Source organism: Niallia sp. (assembly GCF_031978665.1).
GTDB lineage: Bacteria > Bacillota > Bacilli > Bacillales > Cytobacillaceae > Niallia.
Map to the genome: position 1 here is coordinate 93,162 of NZ_DALZDK010000009.1, position 8,757 is coordinate 101,918.

Consider the following 8,757-nt stretch of genomic DNA (forward strand, 5'->3'; position numbering starts at 1 on the left):
CAAATAATTAGTTATAATGAAAATATCTTCAATAATGTAGCTAAGAAAGGAGGAGCTAGAATGGAAAATATACGTGAGATCCTACAAATTACAATGAGAAGATTCGGTGTGCTTGATAAAAATTGTTGTTCTGTGGGCAATACGGAAATATCACTTGTTCAAAGCCATATTTTATATGAAATTGATAATAGAAATAATCCGTCGATGCAAGAAATCGCAGAGGTTATTGGAATGGATATTACAACCTTTAGCAGACAAATTCAATCATTAATAAAAATGGAGCTAGTCGATAAGCGACAATCGCTGAATGATAAAAGGGTATATGAGCTACAATTAACCCTGCAAGGAAAAGCAATAGCTGCTTCTATTGATACCCAAATGAATCAATATTTAGATGAAGTTTTTTCTTTCATGTCTGATTTTGAAAAAGAAACTGTAATTCGTTCATTGAAGCTATTTAATAGCTCAATGGCAAAGAGTAATATGTGTTGTCGTCCAGTAAAGTAATAATGGTAAAGAAAGCCGCTATGTTAAATTCACGCTTAGTGAACGATATAAATAATTAACATAGCCTAACCTTTTATACCATACTTGCAATTCGCAAATAAAAGGAGAGGTGAAAATGTGGTATGAAGTAATAAAAAATTTTGCATGGCTAGTAATAGAATTAACGATTCTATTCGTTGTCGTTTCTTTTATAGTTAGCTTACTACAAAGTTTTATCCGCTATGACAAAGTAAAGGGGTGGATGAAGAAGTCACCACCTATTATGAGCGCTTTTATTGCCGTGCTTTTTGCCTTTATTACACCGTTCTGTTCCTGTTCGACGATACCAGTAGTAGTAAATTTATTGAGAAATAATATTCGTTTTAGTACGGTAATGATTTTCCTATTTTCCTCTCCAGTTCTAGATCCAACTATTTTAACGGTGATGACTGTTTTAATGGGCTGGAAAGTAGCTCTTTATTATACATTGGTCACAACGCTGCTTTCGATTACTCTCGGTTTTATGCTGGAAAAATGGGGATTTGAAAAAGAAGTGAAAAATGTCATTATAAAAAATGGCCTTCAGGAAGAAAAGGGATTTAACTTGAAAAATACCTTTGTTGAAATTCTAACTTTAATGAAAACAGTTTATCCGTTTCTGTTAATAGGGGCAGGGATCGGGGCAGTGATAGGCGGAATCGTACCAACCGAGTTTGTAGCAACATATTTGGGAGGAGAAAGCTGGTGGTTGATTCCGATAGCAGCAATTATTGGTATCCCTTTATACATTCGATTATCATCAATGATTCCCATTTCCCAAATTTTAATTGCCAAAGGCATGGCGCTTGGGCCAGTGATGGCAATGATGATAAGTTCAGCAGGGGCTAGTCTCCCAGAATTAAGTTTATTAAATAGTATCTTTAAACGAAAATTAATGTTTGCGTTTATTTTATCGGTTATCTCTATGTCCACCATTTCCGGATTTTTATTTTATTTTATCCAGTAGATTTTTACATTGAGAATTCATTTTAATAAGGAGGAATAAGTAATGATGAAAATTTTTAGAAAGTTTTTAAAAAAAGAGCAGAAAAATGATTGCTGTACCATTATGATAGAAGAAGTAGGGGAAAAGAAGGAGACATGCTGCGAAGTAAAGGAGGAAAGAGAGGGAAATGAATACAAGGCTTGAAAGACTTACAGAAGACTTTTGGGAAGAGGTTGCTACCATTTATGAATTAGGGATTCAATCAAGGCAGGCAACATTTGAGACGGAGGTTCCAAATTGGGAGAAGTGGAGCAGTAGTAAAGATTTATCTTCCAGTTTAGTACTGTTGGATGAAGAGGCTGGTAGAATGATTGGGTGGGCTGCTATCAGCAAAGTATCGAATCGATGTGTATATCAAGGAGTTGGCGAGCATAGTGTTTATTTGCATCCGGATTATCATCGTAAAGGATATGGGAGATTTTTATTGGGGGAATTGATTGAACATTCTGAATTAAATGGCTACTGGACACTGCAATCAGGTATTTTTCCAGAAAATATTGCGAGTATCCAGCTCCATAAAAGCTGTGGGTTTAAAGAAATTGGCATTCGGGAAAAAATCGGCAATTTAGATGGTATATGGAGAGATGTACTATTAATGGAAAAAAGAAGTGCAAAGTTTTGATCTTGCTTTAAATCGAGAAGGTGTTGGATGCCTTCTCGATTTTTTTGAGCTAATAGGATGAATGCTCTAAATCCAACGTCATAAAAACACTATTTGGATCTTCCTCATAATTGGAAAAAGGCCCACAATACTGAAACCCTAAGCTCTCATATAGCTTTTTTGCTGGGAGGAAAGCGTCCATGGAGCCTGTTTCCAAGCTTAAACGGCTATATCCGCGGTTTTTCGCTTCCTGGATAATATGGACAAGTAATTTTCTGGCTACTCCTTTTCTTAGATGGTTCGGAGAGGTTTTCATCGACTTAATCTCTCCATGCTTGGTATCTAGTTCCTTTAATGCACCACAGCCAGTTACCTCCGCATCTTCCCAAACGCTCCAAAAGGTAACTTCTGGTTTTCTTAATCCCTCCACATCTAAAGCATGAATGCTCTCAGGAGGAGAATGCAGGGTCATGCTATGTAGATGATCTTCTAACAAAGCAATGACTTCTTTCGATGTAACATTGTCGATAATGATTTTCATCTCAACCAACCTTTCTATATATTTATTTCTATTCTACTTTTTTCCTTATTCTAGTGGAATGGATTATTTGCATTTTGATTGGAAATATTTAATCAAATATCTTTATTTAAAAATGTTTGCCTTTGAGGTATTTTGTTTGTTATGATATTCACATTGGTTTTTAATTTGCAATAGGGAAAGGAAAATGAAATAAGATGAATGTATTAGTAGTAAAAGCAAACAATCGTCCAGCTGCTGAGGCTGTATCAAGTAAAATGTATGAAACGTTTATGGAGTCTATTAAAGGTGCTGAAAACCTTAATGTGAATGTATATGATGTATATGCAGAAGATACTCCTTACTTTGGTCAAGAATTATTCGATGCTTTCGGTAAAGTACAAAGCGGAGCAGAATTAACAGATATAGAGCAACGTTTATTAGCTGCAAAACAAAAAGCAATGGATGCTTTAACAGCTGCTGATGTAGTAGTTTTCGCATTCCCACTTTGGAACTTAACAATCCCAGCTAAATTACAAACATTTATTGATTATGTATATGCTGCAGGTTTTGCATTTAAATTTGATGCAGAAGGTAACATGATTCAATTAATGACAGATAAAAAAGCGATTCTTTTAAATGCTCGCGGTGGAATTTATTCTACTCCTGAAGCTGCTCCATCAGAAATGGCTGTTAACTATATGCGTGCAGTATTTGGCGGCGTATTCGGTATGGAAATCATTGAAGAAGTGATTATTGAAGGTCATAATGCAATGCCTGATAAAGCTGCTTCTATCATTGAAGAAGGTTTACAAAAAGTTGCTGCTGCTGGAAATAAATTAGTAGCTCAAACTGTTTAATAAATTTTAAATAGATAAGATAACAAAACTCCGTTTGAAATTATTCAAACGGAGTTTTTTAATGGAAAAAAGAGTATACTAGGAAAAGTGATATTTTGGGACATATGTCCTTTTCCTATTTTTAGAAATCGATTATCTTTAAAAAGGAAATTAAATAGCAAGGAGTCGAACAAATGAGAGGTATTTTATTTGCGTTTATGGGTGGTGCGTTTATTACTCTGCAAGGAGTGGCAAATGCAAGGATTAGCCAAGATATTGGTTCATGGCAGGCAGCTACCATTACTCAGTTTACTGGATTTGTGTTAGCCCTAATTATTTTACTAGTAGTGAAAGAAGAAACATTTTCAAAATATAAACAAGTAAAGCCATTATATTTAGCGGGAGGATCCTTTGCATCGGTCGTTATTTTTAGCACGATTACAGCGATGCATTTAGTGGGGGCCACACTAACCATTTCCACTGCTTTAATTGCCCAACTGTTTATCACCTTTATTATAGAAAGCAATGGTTGGTTCGGTTTGGAGAAGCAACAGATGAAGATGCCACAGTTTATAGGAATTGGCATGATGATATTAGGTGTTCTTTTATTAAAAATGTAAGGAGACCTATCCGTGAAAGAGATTGGAAATGTAGAGCAAGTAGAAGAATATATGCGTAAATTTCAATTAGAAGCTATTTTTCCGGAAATGTTGAAAGTGCATTTACATCTTTATGCTTTTAACCAAGGGGAATTTATTTGTACACAAGGACAGGCTGCTGAGTATCTTTATATTTTGGTAGATGGAAAAATGAAAATATATACAACGACAGCGGAAGGAAAGACATTAATCCTTTCTTTTAAAACGCCTCTAGAAATGGTTGGCGATGTGGAATATGTAAGGGGTACGGATATTCTTAATACTGTGGAAGCTATCACAGATGTGATCACGATTGGGGTTCATAAACGACATTTGAAGCAATATGCAAGTGACTATGCACCTTTCTTACAGTTTCTGCTGGATATCATTACAAAGAAATTCTATATCAAATCCAGTTCGATGCGATTCAATTTATTCTATTCAGTAGAAGTGAGACTGGCTAGTTATTTACTATCTGTTTCTTTTGATAAAGAGGACCCTTTATATAGTACGGAAAGTAATAAAATTAATCTAAAAGATACAGCGAATTTAATTGGCACAAGTTATCGTCATTTAAATAGAGTAATACAGCAATTTTGTCTGGACGGTCTGATTGAACGGAAAAAGGGGTTTATTGTGGTAAAAAACAGAGATGGTTTAACAAGTTTAGCTGGTAAAAGTATTTATGAAGAAGGATTGGGTGAATAAAAATATGATATATGGTTTACTTATTGCTTTTATTAGCGGTAGTCTTGTTGGGGTGCAAAATATATTTAATAATCGTGTAAATCAGAAGGCTGGACTTTGGGCTACGACCACTCTAGTGCTAGCGTTGGGATTTATTGCTTCCTTTATTCTTGGCTTTATTTCAGAAGGTACAGGGCTATTTCATTTAGAAAATATGCGGACTTGGTACTGGTTCAGTGGGATTATTGGTGTTGGTGTTGTTGTTTGTATGACAAAAGGAATTAGGCATTTGGGCGCGACGTATGCTGTTTCGATTTCCTTGTCTTCCCAACTTGTGTTTGCTTTGCTTTTCGATTCCTTCGGCTTGTTGGGCTTAGATAGGGTTCCATTTACCCCAAAGCAGCTAATTGGTGTATTGGTCATTATCGGTGGCATTCTTGTTTTCAAAATGGGGGGAACATCAGAAAAGAAGCAGCCTGTGAAAGAATTGGTGAAAAGATAGGAGAGGATTGAATGAAGCTATTACATAATAAGGGAGGCTTAGAGATGATTCAAACAACTGGAGGAGAACCGAACTTGAAGAAGTATCAAACCTTACTTTTTGATGTGGATGATACCTTATTGGACTTTGCAGCGGCGGAAGACCATGCTTTTCGCCTATTACTGCAGGAACAAGATGTTTCATATAGTGAAGAATGGAAAAAGCAGTATCAACAGCTAAATCAGGGTCTGTGGAAAGCATTTGAAGAAGGGAAAATTACACGTGATGAGGTAGTTAATACAAGATTTACCCTTTTCTTTGAAAAGATGGGCAAGAAGGTAGATGGAGCTTTATTAGAGCAAAGCTACCGCGAGTATTTGGGAGAAGGAAACCAGTTATTAGATGGAGCGCTGGATTTAATAAGGGAGGTTTCAAGCCATTTTGATTTATATATTGTAACGAATGGCATGTCAGCAACACAAGAAAAACGATTAAAATCTTCTGGTTTATATCCATTTTTTAAAGCCGTTTTTGTATCGGAGGATACTGGCTATCAAAAGCCAATGAAGGAGTTCTTTGATTATTGCTTTGCTCGAATTCCTCAAATTAATAAAGAGACAACTTTAATTATAGGGGACTCCTTAAGTGCAGATATTCAAGGTGGGTTTAATGCAGGAATTGATACCTGTTGGATAAACCCGTTCAAGCAGGCAAATAAAACGAATTTGCAGCCAACCTATGAAATCACAAAATTAATAGAACTGCTTGTCCTTTTAGAGCAAGAAAACCAATCGAACGATTAATGATTCGATTGGTTTTCGTATTTTTTGTCTAATTTTCGAACAAGGGCAATGGAAGTTCTGGAAAGTAAGAAAGTGCATGTTTCTGTCAGCAATGTATAATACCAATACCATCCTTTTCTATAGGATATTAATTTAGTGTACTTCTCTAACAGGGCTTCCACGATCGTCATCGGAATACTTAAATAAAAAGATTTGAGAATGATTCCAGGTAGCTTGGAATGATGGCTTATTTGATTATAGACAACGCAAGTGATTGGGAATAACAAATAGTCAAATAGAACATTGATTTGAAAATGCTTTGGTAGAAAACGAACAGGGAAATTAAGCCATTTTTCAGAAGTAACAACGCTATCCACAAAACTGGACAAATATCCTTTAAAAAAGAAGACTAGAAACCATTCCTTTACTGGTTTTTTTCTAAAGATAACTGGTAAAAGCCCAATTCCCAAAAATAAAAGGAATCTTAATATTTTCCGCTCCACTTTCATCACCCGTTTAGTAAACGATTATCCTTTCATGTAGTATGAATAGGATTTTTATAATTTGTCCAAAAAGCAAAAAAATATGTAAAAAAGCATCTGTTCTAATGCCTTTTTACACTGGAGAAAGGAAGATTCTTGTTCTTTTTATAAGGTGCTTTTTCGTTTTATATTCGAATCATGGCGGACTTTCTCATAAATTATTTTTGATTTGCACTTTCAATAAAATAATTAGTTCCTTTTTAGCCGATTCTAGGTAGTAACCATAGCACCACCGTTTACATGAATCGTTTGCCCTGTCATATACGATCCGTCATCCGACGCAAGCAGTACATATACTGGAGCAATTTCGTATGGTTGACCAGCCCGTTTCATCGGCACATCTGAACCTAATGTGGCAACACTTTCAGCCGGTTGCGATGCAGGCTGGAGGGGTGTCCAGAATGGACCAGGTGCAACAGCATTTACTCGGATACCTTTACTGACAAGACTGTTAGCTAGTGCTCGTGTGTAACTAACAATGGCACCCTTGGTTGTTGTATAATCAATCAATTTACTGACGCCGATATAGGCAACGAGGGATGTCGTATTGACAATGCTAGCTCCTTTTTTAAAATGAGGTAACGTTGCCTTTGTTAAATGAAAATAGGCATGAATATTGACGTCAAACGTTAATTCCCATTGTTCATCTGGTATAGCTGTTAAGTCATCCTGGAAAAATTGGACTGCTGCGTTATTTACCAAAATATCAACTTTTCCAAACGTTTCTAGCGTTTTTTGGACAATGAATTCACAATGTTCTTTTCTTCTCAGGTCTCCTGGAATAAGCAAGCAAGAGCTCCCGTAATGTTCGATTGCTTGTTTCGTTGTTTCGGCATCTATATGCTCATCATAATATGCGATAACGATATTTGCCCCTTCTTTCGCAAATGCTACAGCCACAGCTCTGCCGATTCCACTATCTCCCCCAGTAATAATGGCGATACGACCTTTTAATTTTCCTGTTCCGATATAGTTCGGGTTGTCAAAAATAGGAAGGGGATCCATAAGATATTCAAAACCAGGCTGCCTCGTTTGGTGTTGAGGCGGAAAAGTCCATTTGATTTCTTCACATTTTGTTTCAGATCCATAATTTTTCTTATTTGTCACAGAATTAACCTCCATGCGCTTTTTAGGCTACTTAGTAAACCTTGGCTTTAATATGGGTAAGGCGGAGAGGAAAGGTCGAGATAAGGATGGGTAGTAGGTGATGGCTGCGTGGAATGATAAGGCTGATTCGTTGTTCCTCCGTTTTGGTCACACCCTGGTGGTGGTCCAAGAATCGTAGATTGGTTAATTGGTGCCACTGCATTTGCATAGAGTGTTTCATTTACACAATAGGCTCTGTTTGCAATCTCTTTCGGTAAAAAGCGTAGAAAATCGGAACCAAGCACAATATCTGGTGTCGGCTGATCAAAAATAGTAAGGAAGTGCGTATTGTTCCGTAGTGCCACAATCCAATGAAACCACCCTTTAGGAAATTGTGAAGCCTGACCTGGTTTTACATGATACGTCATTATATTTTGAGTAAAAGGATTGAAAACAGACGTCATCACTTCTCCGCTAAGGACAAAAACAAGTTCATTCACATTTGTATGCCAGTGTGGCTGAACGATAATTCCCTGATTAAGATGCACATTGAATAACCCAGTATGTATAGCCGGCATTTGATTAGAAAATAACTGTGTAATGTAATTATAAGAATCCCTTCTATAATTAACAGACTGGGTGGAATCGCCAAAGAGCTGAAAGGAAGGAGAAGCCGGGTTAACAGACATGATACAAGCCCCCTATTTTTCAAGTGGAAATTTTAATTTTGATTACTAGCTTAAATATATACAAAACTAGGTTGGCCTATGAGTGGAAAATTAGTTTGATTTGCATGGAGGGAGGAGTTGAATGTAGAAAGTTGGGTTTTAAGTGAGGACAGATGTAGATTGGCGTGAAAATAGGATGAGGAATGCGTGGGGAATTGAAAATATCAGCCAAAGTGAGAGCAAAATTAGCGATAAGGAAGAGGATTTCAACCAAAGCTCCAAATATATGGTTCAAACTTTGAATATATGGTTCAAAGTTCGAATATATGGTCCAAACTTTGAATATATGATCCAAAGTTCGAATAAATGATCCAAACTTTGAATA

Annotated in this window: 13 protein-coding genes; 9 read left to right on the forward strand and 4 right to left on the reverse strand. The window is 36.4% G+C overall.

Annotation, left to right across the window (positions count from 1 at the left end; genetic code table 11):
* The first annotated feature begins 60 nt into the window (after positions 1-60).
* From RTL21_RS07010 to RTL21_RS07025, 4 genes are all read left to right on the forward strand, one after another.
* Positions 61-507, forward strand: coding sequence for a MarR family transcriptional regulator (locus tag RTL21_RS07010; protein ID WP_312094677.1), 447 nt, complete (start codon positions 61-63; stop codon positions 505-507).
* A 115-nt stretch (positions 508-622) separates the two neighbouring features.
* Positions 623-1,492, forward strand: a complete 870-nt coding sequence (locus RTL21_RS07015; RefSeq protein WP_312094679.1) for a permease — start codon at positions 623-625, stop codon at positions 1,490-1,492.
* A gap of 42 nt (positions 1,493-1,534) precedes the next feature.
* Positions 1,535-1,675 carry a hypothetical protein gene (locus RTL21_RS07020; protein WP_312094681.1) on the forward strand — a complete coding sequence of 47 codons (141 nt, stop codon included), beginning with the start codon at positions 1,535-1,537 and terminating at the stop codon, positions 1,673-1,675.
* The gene (locus tag RTL21_RS07025) at positions 1,659-2,153 is read left to right on the forward strand and encodes a GNAT family N-acetyltransferase (RefSeq protein WP_312094683.1); all 495 of its coding nucleotides are present in this window, start codon (positions 1,659-1,661) and stop codon (positions 2,151-2,153) included. Before RTL21_RS07020 ends, RTL21_RS07025 begins: the two co-directional genes overlap by 17 nt.
* 49 nt (positions 2,154-2,202) lie before the next feature.
* Here RTL21_RS07025 and RTL21_RS07030 read toward each other — a convergent pair whose 3' ends face one another.
* On the reverse strand, positions 2,203-2,673 hold the full coding sequence (locus RTL21_RS07030) for a GNAT family N-acetyltransferase (protein WP_312094685.1): 471 nt from the start codon (positions 2,671-2,673) through the stop codon (positions 2,203-2,205).
* Positions 2,674-2,867: 194 nt separating this feature from the next.
* Between RTL21_RS07030 and RTL21_RS07035 the strand changes: the two genes are divergently transcribed.
* From RTL21_RS07035 to RTL21_RS07055, 5 genes are all read left to right on the forward strand, one after another.
* Positions 2,868-3,509: an FMN-dependent NADH-azoreductase gene (locus RTL21_RS07035; RefSeq protein WP_312094687.1), complete on the forward strand. Its 642-nt coding sequence runs from the start codon at positions 2,868-2,870 to the stop codon at positions 3,507-3,509.
* A gap of 173 nt (positions 3,510-3,682) precedes the next feature.
* A complete protein-coding gene (locus RTL21_RS07040; RefSeq protein ID WP_312094689.1) occupies positions 3,683-4,108 on the forward strand; it encodes a DMT family transporter in 426 nt (141 codons plus the stop codon).
* Positions 4,109-4,120: 12 nt separating this feature from the next.
* Entirely contained in the window at positions 4,121-4,834 is a 714-nt protein-coding gene (locus RTL21_RS07045; protein ID WP_312094691.1) for a Crp/Fnr family transcriptional regulator, read from the forward strand.
* A gap of 4 nt (positions 4,835-4,838) precedes the next feature.
* Positions 4,839-5,315 (forward strand): DMT family transporter, encoded by a 477-nt coding sequence (locus RTL21_RS07050; protein ID WP_312094736.1) that lies wholly within the window; start codon positions 4,839-4,841, stop codon positions 5,313-5,315.
* 74 nt (positions 5,316-5,389) lie between these two features.
* On the forward strand, positions 5,390-6,097 hold the full coding sequence (locus tag RTL21_RS07055; RefSeq protein ID WP_312094738.1) for a YjjG family noncanonical pyrimidine nucleotidase: 708 nt from the start codon (positions 5,390-5,392) through the stop codon (positions 6,095-6,097).
* On the opposite strand, the gene RTL21_RS07060 is transcribed toward RTL21_RS07055, so the two are convergent.
* The 3 genes from RTL21_RS07060 to RTL21_RS07070 form a co-directional block, all read right to left on the reverse strand.
* On the reverse strand, positions 6,094-6,546 hold the full coding sequence (locus RTL21_RS07060; protein ID WP_312094692.1) for a CBO0543 family protein: 453 nt from the start codon (positions 6,544-6,546) through the stop codon (positions 6,094-6,096). The two genes, RTL21_RS07055 and RTL21_RS07060, sit on opposite strands and share 4 nt — an antisense overlap.
* 282 nt (positions 6,547-6,828) lie before the next feature.
* Positions 6,829-7,725, reverse strand: a complete 897-nt coding sequence (locus tag RTL21_RS07065) for an SDR family oxidoreductase (RefSeq protein ID WP_312094694.1) — start codon at positions 7,723-7,725, stop codon at positions 6,829-6,831.
* Between the two features lie 47 nt (positions 7,726-7,772).
* A complete protein-coding gene (locus RTL21_RS07070; RefSeq protein WP_312094696.1) occupies positions 7,773-8,393 on the reverse strand; it encodes a cupin domain-containing protein in 621 nt (206 codons plus the stop codon).
* Positions 8,394-8,757 lie beyond the last annotated feature (364 nt).